This is a genomic window from Allobosea sp., from assembly GCF_035944895.1.
In the GTDB taxonomy this organism is placed as follows: Bacteria; Pseudomonadota; Alphaproteobacteria; order Rhizobiales; family Beijerinckiaceae; genus Allobosea.
On the sequence record NZ_DASZAT010000005.1, the window covers coordinates 140,157 to 157,927 of the forward strand.

General features: G+C 67.9%; 20 protein-coding genes. 13 read left to right on the forward strand and 7 right to left on the reverse strand.

Going from position 1 to position 17,771, the window contains the following annotated elements; all coding sequences use genetic code 11:
• The first annotated feature begins 1 nt into the window (after nt 1).
• Nucleotides 2-847, forward strand: a complete 846-nt coding sequence (locus tag VGV58_RS03105) for a heme ABC transporter ATP-binding protein (RefSeq protein WP_326872510.1) — start codon at nt 2-4, stop codon at nt 845-847.
• A gap of 119 nt (nt 848-966) precedes the next feature.
• Nucleotides 967-2,223, forward strand: a complete 1,257-nt coding sequence (gene serA / locus VGV58_RS03110) for a phosphoglycerate dehydrogenase (RefSeq protein ID WP_326872511.1) — start codon at nt 967-969, stop codon at nt 2,221-2,223.
• A 21-nt stretch (nt 2,224-2,244) separates the two neighbouring features.
• Here the strand turns inward: serA and phnF are convergent, their stop codons facing one another.
• Nucleotides 2,245-2,991, reverse strand: a complete 747-nt coding sequence (gene phnF, locus VGV58_RS03115; RefSeq protein ID WP_326872512.1) for a phosphonate metabolism transcriptional regulator PhnF — start codon at nt 2,989-2,991, stop codon at nt 2,245-2,247.
• An 88-nt stretch (nt 2,992-3,079) separates the two neighbouring features.
• Here phnF and phnG point away from each other — a divergent pair, with 88 nt between their 5' ends.
• The 9 genes from phnG to VGV58_RS03160 are packed head-to-tail and all read left to right on the forward strand — an operon-like array spanning nt 3,080 to nt 10,206.
• A complete protein-coding gene (phnG, locus tag VGV58_RS03120) occupies nt 3,080-3,520 on the forward strand; it encodes a phosphonate C-P lyase system protein PhnG (RefSeq protein WP_326872513.1) in 441 nt (146 codons plus the stop codon).
• A 2-nt stretch (nt 3,521-3,522) separates the two neighbouring features.
• On the forward strand, nt 3,523-4,125 hold the full coding sequence (gene phnH / locus VGV58_RS03125; RefSeq protein WP_326872514.1) for a phosphonate C-P lyase system protein PhnH: 603 nt from the start codon (nt 3,523-3,525) through the stop codon (nt 4,123-4,125).
• Entirely contained in the window at nt 4,125-5,243 is a 1,119-nt protein-coding gene (locus VGV58_RS03130) for a carbon-phosphorus lyase complex subunit (protein WP_326872515.1), read from the forward strand. Before phnH ends, VGV58_RS03130 begins: the two co-directional genes overlap by 1 nt.
• Nucleotides 5,240-6,166 carry an alpha-D-ribose 1-methylphosphonate 5-phosphate C-P-lyase PhnJ gene (locus VGV58_RS03135; protein WP_326872516.1) on the forward strand — a complete coding sequence of 309 codons (927 nt, stop codon included), beginning with the start codon at nt 5,240-5,242 and terminating at the stop codon, nt 6,164-6,166. Before VGV58_RS03130 ends, VGV58_RS03135 begins: the two co-directional genes overlap by 4 nt.
• Complete coding sequence (phnK, locus tag VGV58_RS03140; RefSeq protein ID WP_414643853.1) at nt 6,163-6,969, forward strand: phosphonate C-P lyase system protein PhnK; 807 nt, start codon at nt 6,163-6,165, stop codon at nt 6,967-6,969. The genes VGV58_RS03135 and phnK overlap by 4 nt, the downstream gene beginning before the upstream one ends.
• A gap of 46 nt (nt 6,970-7,015) precedes the next feature.
• Nucleotides 7,016-7,714: a phosphonate C-P lyase system protein PhnL gene (gene phnL, locus VGV58_RS03145; protein WP_326872517.1), complete on the forward strand. Its 699-nt coding sequence runs from the start codon at nt 7,016-7,018 to the stop codon at nt 7,712-7,714.
• Nucleotides 7,714-8,853, forward strand: coding sequence for an alpha-D-ribose 1-methylphosphonate 5-triphosphate diphosphatase (locus tag VGV58_RS03150; protein WP_326872518.1), 1,140 nt, complete (start codon nt 7,714-7,716; stop codon nt 8,851-8,853). Before phnL ends, VGV58_RS03150 begins: the two co-directional genes overlap by 1 nt.
• A gap of 7 nt (nt 8,854-8,860) precedes the next feature.
• Nucleotides 8,861-9,562: a DUF1045 domain-containing protein gene (locus tag VGV58_RS03155; protein ID WP_326872519.1), complete on the forward strand. Its 702-nt coding sequence runs from the start codon at nt 8,861-8,863 to the stop codon at nt 9,560-9,562.
• Nucleotides 9,563-9,585: 23 nt separating this feature from the next.
• A complete protein-coding gene (locus tag VGV58_RS03160; RefSeq protein WP_326872520.1) occupies nt 9,586-10,206 on the forward strand; it encodes an LbetaH domain-containing protein in 621 nt (206 codons plus the stop codon).
• Nucleotides 10,207-10,224: 18 nt separating this feature from the next.
• Here the strand turns inward: VGV58_RS03160 and VGV58_RS03165 are convergent, their stop codons facing one another.
• Complete coding sequence (locus VGV58_RS03165; RefSeq protein WP_326872521.1) at nt 10,225-11,775, reverse strand: outer membrane beta-barrel protein; 1,551 nt, start codon at nt 11,773-11,775, stop codon at nt 10,225-10,227.
• Between the two features lie 149 nt (nt 11,776-11,924).
• Between VGV58_RS03165 and VGV58_RS03170 the strand changes: the two genes are divergently transcribed.
• Both VGV58_RS03170 and VGV58_RS03175 read left to right on the forward strand, forming a co-directional pair.
• Nucleotides 11,925-12,896 (forward strand): KpsF/GutQ family sugar-phosphate isomerase, encoded by a 972-nt coding sequence (locus tag VGV58_RS03170; protein WP_326872522.1) that lies wholly within the window; start codon nt 11,925-11,927, stop codon nt 12,894-12,896.
• A gap of 25 nt (nt 12,897-12,921) precedes the next feature.
• Nucleotides 12,922-13,824 carry a LysR family transcriptional regulator gene (locus VGV58_RS03175; protein ID WP_326872523.1) on the forward strand — a complete coding sequence of 301 codons (903 nt, stop codon included), beginning with the start codon at nt 12,922-12,924 and terminating at the stop codon, nt 13,822-13,824.
• 3 nt (nt 13,825-13,827) lie between these two features.
• On the opposite strand, the gene VGV58_RS03180 is transcribed toward VGV58_RS03175, so the two are convergent.
• The 5 genes from VGV58_RS03180 to phnE (VGV58_RS03200) form a co-directional block, all read right to left on the reverse strand.
• Nucleotides 13,828-14,145: a DMT family transporter gene (locus VGV58_RS03180; RefSeq protein WP_326872524.1), complete on the reverse strand. Its 318-nt coding sequence runs from the start codon at nt 14,143-14,145 to the stop codon at nt 13,828-13,830.
• 59 nt (nt 14,146-14,204) lie between these two features.
• Entirely contained in the window at nt 14,205-15,128 is a 924-nt protein-coding gene (locus tag VGV58_RS03185; protein ID WP_326872525.1) for a DMT family transporter, read from the reverse strand.
• Between the two features lie 27 nt (nt 15,129-15,155).
• Entirely contained in the window at nt 15,156-15,788 is a 633-nt protein-coding gene (locus tag VGV58_RS03190; protein WP_326872526.1) for a glutathione S-transferase family protein, read from the reverse strand.
• A 165-nt stretch (nt 15,789-15,953) separates the two neighbouring features.
• Nucleotides 15,954-16,808 (reverse strand): phosphonate ABC transporter, permease protein PhnE, encoded by an 855-nt coding sequence (gene phnE / locus VGV58_RS03195; protein ID WP_326872527.1) that lies wholly within the window; start codon nt 16,806-16,808, stop codon nt 15,954-15,956.
• Complete coding sequence (gene phnE, locus VGV58_RS03200) at nt 16,805-17,686, reverse strand: phosphonate ABC transporter, permease protein PhnE (protein WP_326872528.1); 882 nt, start codon at nt 17,684-17,686, stop codon at nt 16,805-16,807. Before phnE (VGV58_RS03200) ends, phnE (VGV58_RS03195) begins: the two co-directional genes overlap by 4 nt.
• Nucleotides 17,687-17,771: the final 85 nt, after the last annotated feature.

The following is a 17,771-nucleotide window of genomic DNA, read 5'->3' on the forward strand; positions in this document are numbered from 1 at the left end:
CATGGCGATCCTCGAAGCCGATGACCTGTCCTTCTCGGTGCGCGGCAGCACCTTGGTGCGCGGCGCTTCGCTCGCGCTCGAAGAGGGCGCTACCACGATCGTGGTCGGCCCCAACGGTGCCGGCAAGTCGACCCTGCTCAAGCTTCTGACCGGCGAGCTTTCGCCAGCGCAGGGCACGGTCCGCATGGACGGCGCGACCTTGCCGCAGATCCCGGCCTGGGAACTCGCCTGCCGCCGTGCCGTGATGGTGCAGAACCAGCGCCTCGCCTTCCCGTTCAGCGTCTACGAGGTTGCGCGCCTCGGCCTGGAGGGTGTCGGCCGAGCGCAGTCGCGTGCCCGCAAGAGTGAGATCATCGCACAGGCGCTGGAGACCGCCGGGGTGATCGGCCTCGCCGGCCGCCAGTATCAGACCCTCTCAGGCGGCGAGCAGCAGCGCGTCCAGTTCGCCAGGGCGCTTTGTCAGCTCGAAGCCGGCCGCAGCGTCGCGCAGCGCCAGATTCTCTTCCTCGACGAGCCGATCGCCAGCCTCGACCTCTGCCACCAGCTCTCGCTGCTCGATGCCGCCCGCAGCATCGCGGCGCAAGGCGCGGCCGTTCTGGTCGTGCTGCATGACCTCAACCTCGCCGTGACCTATGCCGACCGGCTGGTGGTGATGCATGAAGGCGCGATCGTCGCGCAGGGCGAGCCGTCTGCTATCCTCGACGACAATCTGCTGCGCGGCGTCTTCCGCGTCTCGCTCTCCTTCAGCCGCCTGCCACCTGCCGGCCAGCCCTTCCTCTTGCCGCAGCAGCATCTGACGCCGGTGCCGCCGGGCGGCGTCGTGCCCTTGCGCGCCGCCAGCGCTTAGCGGGCACCGGCCGCGACAACTTTGCGGTTGTGCGCTGCGACAACAGGTCTATAGCGGGCGCTCCGGCGCCTTCCGCCCGATCAGGCGAGCAGGCGCATCGCTGGACCATCGAGCGCGCCATGAACCTCCCCACCGACCGGCTTTCCTTCCCGAAGGACCGCCTCCGCGTCCTCCTGCTCGAGGGGATCAACGATTCCGCCGTCGCCGCTTTGCAGCAGGCCGGCTACACCAACCTGACCCGCCTGCCGAAGGCGCTCGACGAGGCCCAGCTCATCGAGGCCATCGAGAAGACGCATATCCTCGGCATCCGCTCGCGCACCCAGCTGACCGAGCCGGTCTTCGCCGCCGCCAAGCGCCTCTTCGCTGTCGGCTGCTTCTCGGTCGGGACCAACCAGGTCGATCTCGACGCCGCCCGCCTGCGCGGCGTCCCGGTCTTCAACGCGCCTTTCTCCAACACCCGCAGCGTCGCCGAACTCACCATCGGCGAGATCGTCATGCTGCTGCGCCGGATTCCCGACCGCTCGCGCTCTGCGCATGAGGGCGGCTGGGACAAGTCGGCCAACGGCTCCTTCGAGGTGCGCGGCAAGGTTCTCGGTATCGTCGGCTACGGCAATATCGGCAGCCAGCTCTCCAACATCGCCGAGGCGATGGGCATGCGCGTGATCTATTACGATCACACCGACCGCCTCCGCCACGGCAACACCGAGCCGGTCGAGAGCCTGAAGGCCCTGCTCGCCAACAGCGACGTCGTCTCGCTGCACGTGCCGGAGACCCCCGCCACGCACAACATGATCGGCAAGGCCGAGATCGCGGCGATGAAGCAGGGCGCCTATCTCATCAACAATTCGCGTGGCACGGTCGTGGATCTCGATGCGCTCGCCGAAGCGTTGCGCAGTGGCGCGCTCGCCGGCGCCGCCGTGGACGTCTTCCCGAAGGAGCCGGCCTCGAACAGCGAGCGCTTCGTCACCCCGCTGCAGGGCCTGTCCAACGTCATCCTGACCCCGCATATCGGCGGCTCGACGGAAGAAGCGCAGGAGCGCATCGGCGCCGAGGTGGCGCGCAAGCTGGTCGATTATTCCGATGTCGGCTCGACCGTCGGCGCGGTCAATTTCCCGCAGGTGCAGTTGCCGGCCCGGCCTGCCGGCACCCGCTTCATCCAGGTCCAGCGCAATGCGCCGGGCATGCTGCGCCGCCTCAACGACGTCTTCGCCAGCCGCAACATCAACATCGCCGCCCAGAATTTCCAGACCGACGGCGAGATCGGCTATGTCGTGATGGAGGCCGATCCGGTCGGCGAAGTCGCCCGCGAGATCATCGAGGAGATCCGGGCGCTGGACGGCACGATCCGAGCCCGCCTGCTCTACGAGCGCGGCTGAGCCGCTAGCGGTGGTCGGGCGCTAATCCCCGAAGGGCTCGACCACCATCTCCATCCGCTCGCCGGCGAAGACGCTGTTGACGATGTGGATCGGCGTCAGGTCGGGCAGGGCGTCGATCGCGTCCGAGGTCAGCACCGCCGCGCCCGGCTCGATCTTGAGCAAGGCCGCCTCGCGCTCGCTGGCGAGCCGCGCCGCCAGCCGGGTCGAGCGCCGCACATAGTCGGCGATGCCGCAGGCCTTGAAGGCGGCGGTGATCGATGACCCGGCTCCCGTCAGGATCTCGTCGAAGCGCGGAAAACGCGCGACGCTGAGATAGTGGATGCCGGTACCGACCGGCGTGCCGCCGGCCCGGCTCAGGGTCTCGATCGCCCAGAGCGGCGCGCCCTCCGGCAGCCCGAGCAGTTCGCAATGCTGCGCCTCGCCGGCGATGATCTCCGAGGCCAGCACGGCGCCCGAGACCGCAATGCCAGCAGCGCCGAAATTGGTACGCATGCTGACCCGGCGGCCGAGCTTGTAGGGGAAGCGCGGCGCCGTCACCTGCGTGCCACGGCCGCGTGAGACCGTCACCAATCCGCGCTCGGCGAGATGCCGGAAGGCCTGGCGTACCGTGTGCCGGTGCACGCCATAGCGCTCTGCCAGTGCGACCGAAGCCGGCAGTGTGTCGCCGGGCTCGTATTCGCCCTGCTCGATCGAGGTTGCGAGCGCGTCGGCGATCCGCCGCCAGGCCGTGCTGCCATCGCCGCCCCGATTGTCCGGCGTCCCCGTCATCAAAGTTTCATCCAAAATGTATAGACCTTTTCTGGTGACAGGCTTATTATAGTCTAGACATTCACGCTTGGCGAGAGGCCGACACGGCATGACGGACATCGCGACACGCCAGCATTGGATGGCAGTGCTGGCCCGTGCGACGCAAGGCGAGATCGACGCCTTGCTGCAGCAGGCGGGGCCGCTGCCGACGCATGAGCTGCTCAAGGCGCCCGAGACCGGCACCGTCATGGTCGAAGGCCGCGCCGGCGGCGCCGGCCGCCGCTTCAACCTTGGCGAGGCGACGGTGACGCGCTGCGTTGTCCGCCTCGAAAGCGGCGCCATGGGCTTTTCCTACGCACTCGGTCGCGATGGCCGCAAGGCGCGGCTGGCGGCGGTGACCGATGCGCTCCTTCAAGGCGAAGTCGAGACCGGCCCGCTGCGGCGTGGCGTCTTCGCGCTTGCCCAGCAGCAGCAGCAGGCGCGCGAGCTCGCCTCGCGCAAGGCGGCGGCCACCAAGGTCGATTTCTTCACGCTGGTCAGGGGGGCGTGACGATGCAGGACGACAACCAGATTCACACCGGCTTCGCCGACCCGGTCTTCCAATCGCAAAGCGCGTTTCGCGCGCTGCTGGCGGCGCTGTCCGAGCCGGGCCTCGCCTGCGATCTCGGCGATGCGAGCGTGCCGCCCGCCGGACTTGAAGCCGCGACTGCCATCGCGCTGCTGACGCTTGCCGATTACGAGACCCCGATCTGGCTGCCGGCTGCCCTGCGCGATGGCCCGGCCGGCGCCTGGCTGCGCTTCCATTGCGGCGCCGCCCTCGTCGATGATCCCGCCCGCGCCGCCTTCGCCGTGATCGACGGCGCCGCGACCGAGCCGAAGCTCTCCGCCTTCAATGCCGGCGACGACCAGTTCCCGGATCGCTCGACCACGGTGCTGGTTCAGTGCGCCGGGTTTGAAGGCGGCGAGGCGGTCACGCTCGAAGGCCCCGGCATTCCCGGCCGGCGCTCCATCGCCCCGACTGGCCTGCGTCCCGGCTTCTGGGCCGAGGTCGAAGACAACGCTGCAGTCTACCCGCTCGGTGTCGATCTGCTGCTGGTCCAGGGCGCGCAGGTGCTCGGCCTGCCGCGTTCGACGCAAATCGTGGAGACCCGTTGATGTATGTCGCGGTCAAGGGCGGCGAAGCCGCCATCCTCGCCACCCATGATCTCGTAGCCGAGGCAAGGCGCGGCGATGAGAGCGTGCCGGAGCTCGCCGTTTCGCAGATCCGCGAGCAGATGGGCCTCGCCTGCGGCCGCGTCATGAACGAGGGCTCGCTCTACGATCCCGATCTTGCAGCGCTGGCGCTGAAGCAGGCGCAGGGCGATGCGATCGAGGCCGCCTTCCTGATGCGCGCCTATCGCACCACCTTGCCGCGCTTCGGTTCTTCCGAGCCGCTCGATACGGCGAAGATGGCGATCCGCCGCCGCGTCTCGGCGACCTACAAGGACCTGCCGGGCGGCCAGGTGCTCGGCCCGACCTATGACTATACTCACCGGCTCTTCGATTTCGCCCTGATGGATGAGACCGCGCCGAGTGAGACGCAGGCCCAGCCGGCCGCGCAGCCGCTCGACGCCTCGATGCCGCGCGTGCCTGATATCCTCGGCGCCGAGGGGCTGATGGAGGAAGAGGCGCCGCTGGAAGGCGATCCGCGCCCCTTCGACCTCACCCGCGAGCCCGTAACCTTCCCGGCCGACCGCGATGTCCGCCTGCAGGCGATGGCGCGTGGCGATGAGGGCTTCATGCTCGGCCTCGGCTATTCCGTGCAGCGCGGCTACGGCAACAGTCACCCCTTCGTCGGCGAGGTCCGCGTCGGGGAGGTCGCGGTCGAATACGTGCCGGAGGAGCTCGGTTTCGCCGTCGATCTCGGCGATATCACCCTGACCGAATGCCAGATGGTCAACCAGTTCGCCGGCTCCAAGGAGGTCCCGCCGCAATTCACCCGCGGCTACGGGCTCTCCTTCGGCCATAGCGAGCGCAAGGCGATGTCGATGTCCTTGGTCGACCGGGCGCTGAAGGCGCGCGAGTTCGGCGAGGCGGCGACCTATCCGGCCCAGCAGGACGAGTTCGTCCTCTACCACTCCGACAATGTCGAGGCGGCCGGCTTCGTCGAGCATCTGAAGCTGCCGCATTACGTCGATTTCCAGGGCGAGCTCGAACTGATCCGCCGCATCCGGCGTGAGCGCGAGCAGCGCCTTGCCGAGCAACAGGAAGTCCTGTCGGAGGCCGCGGAATGACCGTGCACCAGAGCATCAGCGACGAGACCAGGCCGGCGTACAACTACGCCTATCTCGACGAGCAGACCAAGCGGATGATCCGCCGCGCTCTGCTCAAGGCCGTTGCGATCCCCGGCTACCAGGTTCCGTTCGGCTCGCGCGAGATGCCGCTCGCCCGTGGCTGGGGCACCGGCGGCATCCAGGTCACCGCCGCGATTATCGGGCCGGACGACACGCTGAAGGTCATCGACCAGGGCGCCGACGACACCACCAACGCCGTCTCGATCCGCCGCTTCTTCGAGCGCACCGCCGATGCGCGCACGACCGAGGTGACCGACGAGGCGACGATCATCCAGACCCGCCACCGTATCCCGGAGGCGCCGCTGAAGGCCGGCCAGATCATGGTCTACCAGGTGCCGCAGCCCGAGCCGCTCAGGAAGCTCGAGCCGCACGAGGCCGAGACACGCAAGATGCACGCCTGGGCCGAATACGGGCTGATGCAGGTCAAGCTCTATGAGAACATCGCCCGCTTCGGCGAGGTGACGACGACCTATGACTACCCGGTCATGGTCAATGGCCGCTATGTCATGGCGCCGTCGCCGATCCCGAAATTCGACAATCCGAAGATGCAGATGTCGCCAGCGCTGCAGCTCTTCGGCGCCGGCCGCGAGAAGCGCATCTATGCGGTGCCGCCGCATACCAGCGTCCGCAGCCTCGATTTCGACGACCATCCCTTCCGCATCCAGAGCTGGGAGCAGCCCTGCGCCCTCTGTGGCGCCGCCGATTCCTATCTCGACGAGGTGGTGATCGACGACCAGGGCGGGCGGATGTTCGTCTGCTCCGACAGCCATCATTGCGAGACGCGGCGGGCCGAAGGCCATCGCGGCGCCATGCTCGCCGACGCCTCGGCGCTGCATCTGGTCGAAGACGAGGCCAAGCCATGAACATGCAGGTCAATCCGCAGGGGCTCGGGCTCGATCCCGCCCCGCTGCTCTCGGTCGCCGGCGTCAGCCGCTTCTATGGCGAGCGCATCGGCTGCGCCGAGGTCTCCTTCGACCTCTGGCCGGGCGAGGTGCTGGGCATCGTCGGCGAATCCGGCTCCGGCAAGTCGACCCTGCTGCGCTGTCTCGCCGGCATCGACAAGCCCGACGAGGGTGAGGTGCTGTTCCGGGGCGGAGCCGAACCGCTCGACATCTATTCGGTCGCCGAGCAGGAGCGGCGCCGGCTGATGCGCACCGCCTGGGGCATCGTCCATCAGAACCCACGCGACGGCCTGCGTATGGACGTCTCGGCCGGCGGCAATGTCGGCGAGCGATTGATGGACAATGGCGCCCGCCATTACGGCCGGATCCGCGAGACCGCGCTCGACTGGCTGCAGCGCGTCGAGATCGCCGGCGAGCGGATCGACGACCGGCCGCGCCAGTTCTCCGGCGGCATGCAGCAACGCCTGCAGATCGCCCGCGTGCTGGTCTCCGAGCCGAAGCTCGTCTTCATGGACGAGCCGACCGGCGGCCTCGACGTCTCCGTCCAGGCCCGCCTGCTCGACCTGCTGCGCGTGCTGGTGCGCGATCTCGGCCTCGCCGCGATCATCGTCACCCACGACCTTGCCGTCGCGCGCCTGCTCACCGACCGCCTGATGGTGATGAAGGATGGCCGCGTCGTCGAGCAGGGCCTGACCGACCAGGTCCTCGACGATCCCCAGCACGCTTACACCCAGCTTCTGACCTCCGCGGTGCTGACCGTATGAGCGCCGTCACATCCTCGTCACCGCGCCGGCACAAGGCACTGACACCATGACCACGATGATTCACGTCGAGAACGTCGCCAAGGAATTCACCCTGCACAACCAGGGTGGCGTGCGCCTGCCGGTATTCGACAACGTCAACTTTACCGTCGCCGCCGGCGAGGCGCTGGTGCTGGCTGGCGCCTCCGGCGCCGGAAAGTCGAGCCTGCTGCGCATCCTCTACGGCAATTACCGCCCGACCTCCGGCACCATCGCCATCACCCATGGCGGCCGGCCGATCGACATCGTCTCGGCTGTGCCGCGCACCGTGCTCGACATCCGCCGCCGCACGCTCGGCTTCGTCTCGCAGTTCCTGCGGGTGATCCCGCGCGTCACGGCGCTCGACATCGTCCGCGATCCGCTGCTCGCTCGCGGCGCCACACCCGAGGAAGCCAGCGAGCGTGCGAAAGCCATGCTCGCCCGTCTCAACCTGCCGCAACGCCTCTGGGAACTCGCCCCGGCGACCTTCTCCGGCGGCGAGCAGCAGCGCGTCAACATCGCTCGCTCCTTCGTCGATCCCTCGCCGATCATGCTGATCGACGAGCCGACCGCCTCGCTCGACGCCAACAACCGTAATGTCGTGGTCAAGCTGATCGCCGAAGCGCGCGAACAGGGCTCCGCCATCGTCGGTATCTTCCATGACGAAGCCGTGCGAGAGGCTGTCGCGACCCGCTATCTCGACATCACCGATTTCCGGAAGGCCGCCTGATGTCCACCATCCTGACCAATGCCCGCCTGATCCTCGAGGACGAGGTCGTCACCGGGACCATCGCCTTCGACGAGAGCGGCATCCGCTCGGTCGATCAGGGCCGCTCCTCCCTGCCGGAGGCGATCGACGTGCAGGGCGACTATGTCGCGCCCGGCCTCGTCGAGATGCACACCGACAACATGGAAAAGCACTTCATGCCGCGCCCGAAGGTCTTCTGGCCGAACGGGCTCGCGGCGGCTTTGGTCCATGACGCGCAGATGGCGGCAGCCGGCGTCACCACCGTCTACGACGCGATCTGCGCCGGCACGCCCTTCTCGGCCAAGGACTACCGCAAGGACATTTTCTCCGACGTGATGGACGCGCTCAGGCTCGGCAGTGCCGAGGGCGTCTTCCGCATCGACCACCGCATCCATATGCGCTGCGAATTGACCAGCCCCGACTTGCTCAGGGATATCGAGCCCTATCAGGACGATGCCCTGGTCCAGCTCGTCTCGCTGATGGACCACACGCCCGGCCAGCGGCAGTGGCGCGATCTCGCTCACCTGCGTACCTACGCACTCGGCAACGGCAAGACCGAGGCCGAGTTCGAGGAGGACGTCAGCGTCCGCCAGCGTGAGGGAACGGCCAATGTCGGTCGCAACTGGAGCGCCGTGGTCGAGATGTTCCAGTCGCGCGGCATCCCGATCGCGACCCATGACGACACCACGATCGAGCATGTCGAGGCCGGCATCGCCTCGGGCGCGGTGATCTCGGAATTTCCGACCACGGTCGAGGCTGCCGAGGCGGCCAAGCAGCGCGGCCTCGCCACCATCGCGGGCGCTCCCAACGTCGTCCGCGGCGGCTCGCATTCCGGCGGTGTCTCGGTGGCGGAACTCGCCGAGAAGGACCTGCTCGACGGGCTCTCCTCCGACTATGTTCCGGCGAGCCTGCTGCAGGCCGTGCTCAAGCTCCACGACAAGCACGGCATCACCCTGCCGGGGGCGATGGCCAAGGTCACCTGGAAGGTCGCCGACATCCTCGGCCTGAAAGATCGCGGTCATCTCAAGCCGGGCCTGCGCGCCGATATCGTGCGCTTCAAGGCGCTGGGCGCGACGCCGGTGATCGCCACCGTCTGGTCGCAGGGACGCCGGGCCTTCTGAGCGCAGCATGACCCAATCCGCGCCGCGCTACGCGCTCTACTACGCTCCCGCAGCCGACAGCGCCCTCTGGCGCTTCGGCAGCGCGACGCTGGGCTATGACGCCGTCACCGGGGCGGACATCGACTTCGCCGTGCCGCCGGGCTGCGAGGGTCTGGATTGGCCGGAGGTGACGGCCGAACCGCGCCGCTATGGTTTTCACGCCACGCTGAAGGCGCCGTTCGAGCTTGCCAATGGCCGCAATGAGGGCGCCCTGCGCGCCTTCGCCCGCAACTATGTCGCCGGCCGCCCGCCGGTCCGGCTCGCGGGGCTCTCGGTCAATGCGCTCGGCCGCTTCATCGCGCTGACGCCGTCGGAGCCGAGCGAGGAGCTGCAGCGCTTCGCCTTCGACATCGTCCAGGCCTTCGAGCCGTTTCGTGCACCGCTCTCCGAGGCCGACCTCGCGCGGCGCCTGCAGAGCCCGCTGACGCCGGCGCATCGCGCCTATCTCGAGGCCTATGGCTACCCCTATGTCGGTGACGCCTTCCGCTTCCACATGACGCTGACCGGCTCGCTGCCGGATGAGCATGTCGTCCCCGTCAAGGCGGCACTGGCGCAGGCTTACGCACAGGCCTTGCCGGCTGGCCCGGTTCAGATCGACCGTGTCGCCATCTTCAAGCAAGCGAACCGCGGCAGCCGCTTCGTGCTGCTCGACAACATCCCGCTCGGCTAGTTCATCCCGCAAGGAAGCCCGTCATGGCAGGCAAGAAGCTCGGGCTCGAACCCGTGATCGACCCGACCGCGAATGTCCGTGACGCCGTGCTCGGCCGCTATACCGAGATCGGCGCCCGCACCGTTTTCGCGGAATCGACGCTCGGCGACTATTCCTATGTCGTGAACGACTCCAACATCATCTACACGACCATCGGCAAGTTCTGCTCGATCGCGGCTCATACCCGCATCAACCCCGGCAACCACCCGATGCAGCGGGCGAGCCAGGCGCATTTCACCTATCGCGCCAGCGCCTATTTCGAGGATGCTGAGGACGAGGCCGCCTTCTTCGACTGGCGCCGCTCGACGCCCGTCACGATCGGCCATGATGTCTGGATCGGCCATGGCGCCATCGTGCTCGCCGGCCGCAGCATCGGCACCGGCGCAGTCGTCGCGGGCGGCGCGGTCGTGACCAAGGACGTGCCCGACTACACCATCGTGGCTGGCAACCCGGCCCGCATTATCCGCAGCCGCTTTCCGGGGGAGATTGCCGAGCGGCTGAAGGCGCTGGCCTGGTGGAACTGGGAGCATGCCCAGCTGCGCACCGCGCTCGACGACTTCCGGGCGCTGAGCGTCGAGGCGTTCCTGGAGAAGCACGAGGGCTGACGACGCCGTGCCGTCAGATCAAAACTGCACCCTCAGCCCGACCTGTGCGACGTTGGCGGTGTAGTCCGAGCCCTGATTGGTCGAGTTCAGCCGCTCATGGGTGAAGCTGGCGCGGATCGCGAAGGTCCGCGTCAGCTTGTATTCGAGCCTGGCGCCGATGGTCGACAGGTTCTCGCGCAGGTCCTGGCCGTCATATTCGGTGCGGCCGAAGGTGGTGAAGCCGGTGACGGTCAGGTTGCGACGCAGGGCATGCGCCACCTCGAGACCGACGCGGCGTGCGGTCGTGCCGCTCGAGCCGGGAATGGTGGTGTCGCCGAGCTCGGCCGAGCCACGCAGCGTCACCGTGGTCAGCGGCGTCGGCGTCCACAGGATCGCGGCATCGCCGACGAAGCCCCGCAGGTTCCGCAAGCGGCCATCCTCGTATTTGCGGTCCTGATAGCCGCCTGAGACCTCGCCGGTGAGCATGCGGCTGATCTCGAAGGTCGAGCCGAGGCGAAGCGTATAGCCGTCGGAGGAACGCATATAGCCGCTGGAATCGACCTTCTGGTCGAACTGGCGGGTGTCGATCTCGCCCTGGACAAAGGGCTTGAAGCCCGGCGTCACCTCATAGGCCGCGCGCAGGCGCAAGCCGTATTGTGTCTGGTTGCGGTCAGCCTGGCTGAGGATGCGGCCATTGCCGAGACTGGCGTCCTCGTAGTCCTGCCGGTCGACCGAGCCGCGCAAGGTCACCTGCAGGCGGTTGAAGTCGTGGGTGACGCCGGCCGCGGCGCCATAGTTCCAGGTGATCGGCCGGCCCTGCACGGCGGAGGTCAGGTCGGGCGAGCCCGGCCGCTGCGTGTCGAGCCGCAGGCGCGATTCGAGCAGGATGCGGGTGTCGCGCGTCGCGTCCAGCCGCAGCGACATGTTGCCTTCCGCATCCGGTCGCGAGGCGCTGTCGTTGCGATAATAGCGGCTGTAGCCGCCGCGCAGCATGCCGGTGAGCTCATGCACGTTCCAGTCGGACTGGATACCGAGCTCGCCCTCGGTGCGGGTGAACAGCGAGCCCTTGCTCGCCCCGGAGATGCGCTCGGGATTGTTGTCATAGCCGACCGAGCCGGTGATCGCCGGGCGCAGGATGACGTTGCCGAGCCGCAGGCCGAGCGGTGCGTAAGGGTCTTCTTCCGGCCGCTTGCGCTTGCGCGGTTCCGGCGCGGGCGGGAGCGCGGGGGGCAGGTTGGACACTGTCGGCGGTGGCGTACGGAACTCACGCTGGGTGACGCCGCGCAGGCGCGAGGACCTGACCGGCTGGCTGGCGCGTGTGGGTTGGCCGCTTGAGATCGCGCTGGAACGGCCGCGAGGCGGGGCGGCCGCATCCTCGACGCCATCAGGCAGGGCGGTGGCAGTCCCGGGAGTCGGGCCCGACCTTTGCGCGACATAATCGGGCGTGCCTGTCCGCAAGGTGGGTGTGCGTGCGCGTGCCGGCATATCGGCCGTCTGCGCCAAGGCATGCTCCGGCCAGGCCGTCAGCCCGGCGACGCCGCAGCAGCCTGCGACGCCTGCCAGCCAGCAGATCTGGGCGAAACGGGACACGGGCGCGACGATGCTCCGGCGAGGCAAAGACATATCCGCGCCGGGTCGGCGCGCATGGTTAATGGAGTTAGAACGAAGAGGGTTAATGCCGCGTCAATGCGCCGGTGCCGGTGGCCAGAGGGGCTCGCGCCGTGCTAGAGGCGCGCTCCATGACCGCGACCATCAGCGCCTCCGCCCTTCGCACCATCGCCACCGAACGCGCCGGGCTCGATGCCCTGCACCAGGCGATCGGCAACGGGCTCGCCGAACCCTTCGCTGCCGCCGTCGAGATGATCCGCGCCTCTTCGGGCCGGGTGATCGTCACCGGCATGGGCAAATCCGGCCATGTCGGCCGCAAGATCGCGGCGACGCTCGCCTCGACCGGGACGCCCTCGCATTTCGTCCACCCGGCCGAGGCCAGCCATGGCGATCTCGGCATGGTCCAGCCCGAGGATGTCGTGATCGCTTTGTCCTGGTCGGGCGAGGCGGTCGAGCTCTCGGCAATCGTCGGCTACACCCGCCGCTTTCGCGTCGGGCTGATCGCGATCACCGCCAATCGCGACAGCGCGCTCGGCCGCGAGGCAGATGTCCCGCTCGTCCTGCCGAAGGCGCAGGAAGCCTGCCCGAACGGGCTCGCGCCGACGACCTCGACGACGATGCAGATGGCGCTGGGCGATGCGCTCGCCGTCGCGCTGCTCGAAGCACGCGGCTTCTCGCGCCAGGACTTCTACGTCTACCACCCCGGCGGCAAGCTCGGCGCGCAGCTCAAGACCGTCGCCACCATCATGCATTCCGGCGAGCGCCTGCCGGTCGTCGGCGAGACCGCGGCGATGGCCGATGTCGTCTCGATGATCACCGCCAAGGGTTTTGGCTGCGCCGTCGTCATCGACGCCGACGGCAAGCTCACCGGCGTCGTCACCGATGGCGACCTGCGCCGCAAGCACGGCGCCGGCTGGGGAGGGCGGCTGGCGCGCGACGTGATGACCAGGGACCCGCGCAAGATCGCGCCGGACGCGCTCACCGCAGAGGCACTGGAGATGGTCAATCGCTTGCGCGTCACCGCGCTGATCGTTGCCGATGCTGATGACAGGCCGGTCGGCCTGGTCCATGTCCACGATCTGCTGGCGCTCGGCGTCGCCTGATCCGCAATGCCTCGCGAGAGGGCTCATGGCCGCGCTCGAATGGGATGATTTGCGCTATGTCCTCGCCGTTGCCGAGGCCGGCTCGCTCGCCGGCGCGGCGCGCGAACTGCGAGTCAACCATTCGACCGTGCTGCGCCGCATCGCCGCCTTCGAGCAGCAGTTGGCCCTGCGCCTCTTCGAGCGCCTGCCGACCGGCTATGTGCTGACGGCTGGCGGCGAGGAGCTGGTCGCGGCGGCGCGCAGCATCTCCGGCACCATCACCGAACTCGAACGCCGGATCGCCGGGCAGGATCTGCGCCTCTCCGGCACGCTTCGGATCACCGCGACCGACACGCTGATGGGCTCGATCCTGCCGGAGATCCTGGCCGAGTTCGGCGAGGCCCATCCCGGCATCGCCCTGGAGGTCGCCGTCTCCAACCTGATGTTCAACCTGACCAAGCGCGATGCCGATATCGCCCTGCGTACTGCCGACAATCCGCCGGCGACGCTGGTCGGGCGCCGGGTCGGCAAGATCGCCTTCGCGATCTATGCCGCGCCTGCCTATCTCGCGCGGCACGATCATGCCGACCTCGCCGAGCATCGCTGGGTCGGGCCGGATGACACGCTCGCCGGCACCTCTGTGGCGCGCTGGATGCGGGCGAAATTGCCGAAGAGCGAGATCGTGCTGCGGGCCGATTCGCTTCTGGCGATGCAGCACGCGGCGGTAGCGGGCGTGGGTCTGGTTGCGCTGCCTTGCTATCTCGGCGACAGCGTCCCGGCCCTGGCCTGCGTGCGCCGGCCGCTTCCCGAGATGGAGACGGCGCTCTGGATCCTGACCCATGAGGATCTGCGCGCCGCGGCGCGCGTCCGCGCCTTCACCGATTTCGCCTATGGCGCCTTCCGCAAGCGCCGCGCCCTGCTGGAGGGCGACGCCACGCCTTCCGGTTGAGAATTACGCTTCGACCAGCTTGAGGCCGATCACACCGATCAGGATCAGCGCGAGCAGGCCAAGGCGCATGGGCGAGGCGCTTTCGCCGAGAGTGACGATGCCGGCAAGCGCGACGCCGAGCGCGCCGATGCCGACCCAGACCGCATAGGCGGTGCCAACAGGCAATTGCTTCAGCGCCAGCGAGAGCATGATGAAGCTGACGACCGCCGAGACGATGCCGATCAGGCTCGGCCAGAAGCGGGTGAAGCCGCCGGCCTGCTTCAGCGCGATCGCCCAGACGATTTCGAGCAGGCCCGCTCCGGTGAGCAGCAACCAGGACATGGATGTCTCCTTGGAATGGGAAGGACGGCGCCACGCCGGCGCCGTCAGAGAGCTGAAGGTCAGAAGACCTTGATCGCGGCGACGCCGAGCAGCAGGACGACGACGCCGGCAAAGCGCAGGGTCGAGATCTCGCGCTGGGGCAGGCGGAACCAGCCGTAACGATCGACGAAGAGCGAGACGATCTGCTGGCCGGCTACGGTCAGGCCGACGGTCGCGGCGGTGCCGATGGCCGGGATCGCGACGAAGACGGTCGTGACATAGGTCGCGCCGCAGACCGCGCCGATCCAGCCCCACCACGGCATGGTCTTGAGGCCGCCGAGCTGGGGCTTGGCGCCGTTCATCAGCAGCAGCGTCACCAGCAGCACCGCGATCATCGACAGGGTCGCGACCGCAAAGCTGATCGCGCCGACGACGAAGGGCGCGCCGAGATCCTGTCGGAGCAGCCCGTTGATCGCGCCCTGCACCGGCAGAACCGCGCCGGCGACGAGTGCGAGCAGCATCCAGCCGAGCTTGGAGCCGGAAAGCTCCTTGGTCGCGCCTTTCTGGCCGAAGACGATCGCGATCACGCCGACGAGCACTGCAGCTGTACCGAGCAGGGTTGCCGGACTGGGCGTCTGCTGGGGCACGCCGAGCAGTCCGAAGCTGTCGAGCCCGAGCGAGGCCAGCATCTGGCCGGCGATGAACAGGCCGACCGCGACGACGGCGCCGAGCCGCGGGAAGACCAGGATGGTCGAGGCGACATAGAGCGCCGTCGCGACGCCGCCGATGGCGTGCCACCAGGGCACGGCCCGCAGTCCCCCGAAGGCTGCTGCTGTGCCGGTTGCGATCGCGACGATCAGCAGGAGGAGTGCGGCGAGGACGACCTGGATCGTCGTCGCGGCGAAGGGGCTCCCCGTCGCTTTCGACAATTGCGCGTTGGCGCCGGCCTGGACCGCCAGCAGGCCGCCGGCGGCGAGGGAGAGCGGAATGAAGAGGGTATCCATGACGAAATCCTGTCGGGAGCGATGCGCTCAGGCTTCGGCGTGCGCGAGCGCCGGCACGGCAAGGCCGCGCTGCACGGCGGGGCGGGCCGAGATCGTCTCGTGCCAGCGCTTGAGATGAGGGGTGTCGGTCAGGCTCACGCCGAGCTTGGGCAGGGCGTTGATCCAGGGCCAGACCATGATGTCGGCGATGCCGTAGCTGGCTTCGACCAGATAGGGCCGCAGGGCCAGTTCGCCGTCGAGGACACGCAGGATGCGGGCGGTCTCGCGCTCATAGCGCTCGATCGCGTAGGGCAGCGTCTCCCTGGCGAAGACCTTGAAATGCCAGAGCTGGCCGATCATCGGCCCGACATGCGCCGCCTGGAAGAAGCTCCATTGCAGCGTCTTGCTCAGCGCCTCCGCGCCGTTCGGCCGGAGCATCCCGGAACGCTCGGCGAGATAGAGCAGAATCGCGCCGGATTCGAAGACGGTGCGGTCATGGTCGTGATCGACGATGACCGGGATCTTGTTGTTCGGGTTGAGCGCCAGGAAGCTCGGCCGGTGCTGCTCGCCCGCCTCGATGTCGATGACGGTGACGGCGTAGGGCAGCCCGGTTTCCTCGAGCATGATCGAGGCCTTGTGGCCGTTCGGGGTCTGGTAGGTGTAGAGGTCGATCGGGGTCATCGGCTTGCTCCGAAGTTTGGATGCCGATGAGATAGCTTGTGCGATTGCGCATCACGATGTGTGATATGGCCTTGAGATTATGCGAAATCGCACAGGTCTCGGATCAGGCTGGCAATCTCGCATCATGGCCGGGGCATATTGCGCCGGCCATGACGAATGAGGGTTTCAGATCGCCCGCTTGCCGATGATGGCGAAGCGCAGCTTGTTCGAGAGGAAGTCGATCGCGGTCACCGCCGCCAGGACCAGCAGGATCAGGAACGAGACCTGCTGCCATTCGAGCGTGCGGATGGTCTCGGCGAGGTAGAGGCCGATGCCGCCGGCGCCGACGATGCCGATGATGGTCGAGGAGCGCGTGTTCGACTCGATGTAATAGAGCACCTGGCTGGCGATCACCGGCAGCACCTGCGGGATCAGGCCGAAGCGGATCTCGTGCAGCTTGCCGCCGCCGACCGAGGCGACACCTTCGACGGGCTTGCGGTCGGCCGATTCGATCGCCTCGGAGAACAGCTTGCCGAAGGCGCCGAGATCGCTGGTCATGATCGCGAGCATGCCGGCGAAGGGGCCGAGGCCGACGACGTTGACCCAGATCAGCGCCCAGATCAGCGCATCGACGCCGCGTACCGTATCCATCGAGCGGCGCGCCAGGAAATGCACGACGCGGTTGGCGACGACGTTCTTGGCGGCGAGGAAGCCGAGCGGGAAGGCGAGGATCGCCGCCAGGATGGTGCCGAGGAAGGCGATGGCGATGGTCTCGAACAGCGCCTTGACGAAGATGACGGCGCGGGCGAACGAGCCGGGATCAGGCGGCAGCATCAGCACCACGAAGGTGCCGAGATTGGCGAAGCCGGCGATGATCTTCCAGAGCGAGGTCTCGAGGGTCGTCAGCCCGTAGAGGAAGAGCCCGACCAGCCCGCCGACGACGGCGATGGTGGTGAGCTTCGTCTTCAGCGAGCCGTCGATCGCGGCCTTGTGGCGGGCGACCAGCGCGGCGCGGTCGGCCGCGGAGAGGGCGAGCGTCATTTGCCATGCTCCAGGCTGAGCAGCGCATGGCGCAGGCGCTCGGTGCCGTAATCGATCAGCATCACCGTGACGATGATCAGCAGCAGGATGGCGCTGACATCGGTGAAGTAGAACTTGCGGATCGCCTCGATCAGATCCTGGCCGATGCCGCCGGCGCCGACGAAGCCCATGATCGAGGCGCCGCGGACATTGATCTCGAAGCGCAGCAGCGCATAGCTGGCGAAGTTGGAGAGCACCTGCGGCACCACCGCGAAGCGGATGGTCTGCCACCAGCCGGCTCCGGTCGCGGTCAGGCCGTCGACCGGCTTCATGTCGATGTTCTCGACCACCTCGGAGAAGAGCTTGCCCATCGCGCCCATGGTGTGGATGGCGATGGCGAGCACGCCGGGCAATGGGCCGAGCCCGAAGGCGATGACGAAGATCAGCGCGAAGACGATCTCGGGAACGGTCCGGCAGAATTCGAGGAAGCGGCGGGTGCCCCAGCGCAGCCAGGGGAAGCGGCCGAGATTGCTGGCGGCGGTGAAGCAGAGCAGGAAGCCGCCGATCACGCCGAGCACGGTGCCGACATAGGCGATCAGCAAGGTCTGCCAGAGCAGCTTCAGCCAGCCATTGAGGCCCCAGTACCATTCCTTGAGATCGGCGCCGAACGTCGCGAAGCGCAGCGTCGGCATGGTCTCGAGGATGTATTTCGGGAAGCGCCAGGCGTTGGCGGCGAATTTCGCAAGATCAACCTCGGAGCCGATAGCGGCGAGGGCGACGCAGGCGATGAAGATCGCGGCGCCGAGCAGGGTCTGTCGCCGTTTGCTTGCGATTTCGCGCCGATAGAGCTCGGCATGGGCGGCGATGGCGGGATCGGTGCGATCGATCGCGAGTGTCATGGGATATGCCCTGGCCGAAAGAGGCGCGGGGAACCCCTCTCCCGGGTGGGAGAGGGGCAGGGGTGAGGGCCTGCGGGTAAACGCC

Coding starts and splice junctions, on each gene's coding strand:
- VGV58_RS03105 (WP_326872510.1), top strand. CDS start 2: ATGGCGATCCTCGAAGCCGATGACCTGTCCTTCTCGGTGCGCGGCAGC.
- phnH (WP_326872514.1), top strand. CDS start 3,523: ATGCAGGACGACAACCAGATTCACACCGGCTTCGCCGACCCGGTCTTC.
- VGV58_RS03180 (WP_326872524.1), bottom strand. CDS start 14,145: ATGTCCTGGTTGCTGCTCACCGGAGCGGGCCTGCTCGAAATCGTCTGG.
- VGV58_RS03170 (WP_326872522.1), top strand. CDS start 11,925: ATGACCGCGACCATCAGCGCCTCCGCCCTTCGCACCATCGCCACCGAA.
- VGV58_RS03185 (WP_326872525.1), bottom strand. CDS start 15,128: ATGGATACCCTCTTCATTCCGCTCTCCCTCGCCGCCGGCGGCCTGCTG.
- VGV58_RS03150 (WP_326872518.1), top strand. CDS start 7,714: ATGTCCACCATCCTGACCAATGCCCGCCTGATCCTCGAGGACGAGGTC.
- VGV58_RS03160 (WP_326872520.1), top strand. CDS start 9,586: ATGGCAGGCAAGAAGCTCGGGCTCGAACCCGTGATCGACCCGACCGCG.
- phnE (WP_326872528.1), bottom strand. CDS start 17,686: ATGACACTCGCGATCGATCGCACCGATCCCGCCATCGCCGCCCATGCC.
- VGV58_RS03130 (WP_326872515.1), top strand. CDS start 4,125: ATGTATGTCGCGGTCAAGGGCGGCGAAGCCGCCATCCTCGCCACCCAT.
- phnL (WP_326872517.1), top strand. CDS start 7,016: ATGACCACGATGATTCACGTCGAGAACGTCGCCAAGGAATTCACCCTG.
- phnK (WP_414643853.1), top strand. CDS start 6,163: ATGAACATGCAGGTCAATCCGCAGGGGCTCGGGCTCGATCCCGCCCCG.
- serA (WP_326872511.1), top strand. CDS start 967: ATGAACCTCCCCACCGACCGGCTTTCCTTCCCGAAGGACCGCCTCCGC.
- VGV58_RS03190 (WP_326872526.1), bottom strand. CDS start 15,788: ATGACCCCGATCGACCTCTACACCTACCAGACCCCGAACGGCCACAAG.
- VGV58_RS03135 (WP_326872516.1), top strand. CDS start 5,240: ATGACCGTGCACCAGAGCATCAGCGACGAGACCAGGCCGGCGTACAAC.
- VGV58_RS03175 (WP_326872523.1), top strand. CDS start 12,922: ATGGCCGCGCTCGAATGGGATGATTTGCGCTATGTCCTCGCCGTTGCC.
- phnE (WP_326872527.1), bottom strand. CDS start 16,808: ATGACGCTCGCCCTCTCCGCGGCCGACCGCGCCGCGCTGGTCGCCCGC.
- VGV58_RS03155 (WP_326872519.1), top strand. CDS start 8,861: ATGACCCAATCCGCGCCGCGCTACGCGCTCTACTACGCTCCCGCAGCC.
- phnG (WP_326872513.1), top strand. CDS start 3,080: ATGACGGACATCGCGACACGCCAGCATTGGATGGCAGTGCTGGCCCGT.
- phnF (WP_326872512.1), bottom strand. CDS start 2,991: ATGACGGGGACGCCGGACAATCGGGGCGGCGATGGCAGCACGGCCTGG.